At 76.3% G+C, this 687-nt stretch carries 1 pseudogene; it reads left to right on the forward strand.

Features of this window, described 5'->3' with window-relative positions:
* Positions 1 to 687 (forward strand): annotated as a pseudogene (locus tag P1P75_RS41840) (ATP-binding protein); the annotation flags it as partial.

Genomic DNA, 687 nt, shown 5'->3' on the forward strand with positions numbered 1-687 from the left:
CGCCCAGCCCGAGCACCCCCTCCTGGGCCGCCAGGAGGAGCGCGAGCAGCTCGTCCGGCTGCTCGCCCGCGGCCGTTCCGTCCGCCTCACCGGCCCCGCCGGTTCCGGCCGCACCAGCCTGCTCGACCTCGTCGCCGAGGACTGCGAGGACCTCGCGCCCGACGGCGTGGTCCGCCTCACCGGCCACCGCCGCACCGCCGCCGACCTCCTCCAGGACCTCTTCCACATCGTCTACGACGCCCCGCTGCACCGCCCCGACACCGAGGAACTGCTCGCCCTCGTCCGCGAGGTCGGCGCGGTCGTCGTGGTCGACGACCTGGAGTTCGGCGGCGCCGACCTCGACCGGCTGCTCGACGCCACCCCCGAGTGCGCCTTCCTGCTCGGCGCGACCCCCGACGTCCCGTCGCCCACCGCCGAGTCGGCCGTCGCGGAGGTCGCCCTGAGCGGCCTCGACCGCGCGGGCGGCGTCGAGGTGATCGAACGGGCCGTCGGCCGCGTCCTCACCGAGGAGGAGGCCAACTGGGCGGGCGACCTCTGGTTCGAGTCCGAGGGACTGCCGCTGCGGTTCGTCCAGGCCGGAGCCCTGCTGCGGCAGCGCGACCAACTGCGCGCCGAGACCGCGGCCGTCGACGAGTTCGGCGTCTTCGAGGACGCCCGGCCGTTCACAGCGCCCGCCCCCGCCGACCC

It is taken from the genome of Streptomyces sp. ID05-39B, assembly GCF_033794725.1.
Lineage (GTDB): Bacteria > Actinomycetota > Actinomycetes > Streptomycetales > Streptomycetaceae > Streptomyces > Streptomyces bobili.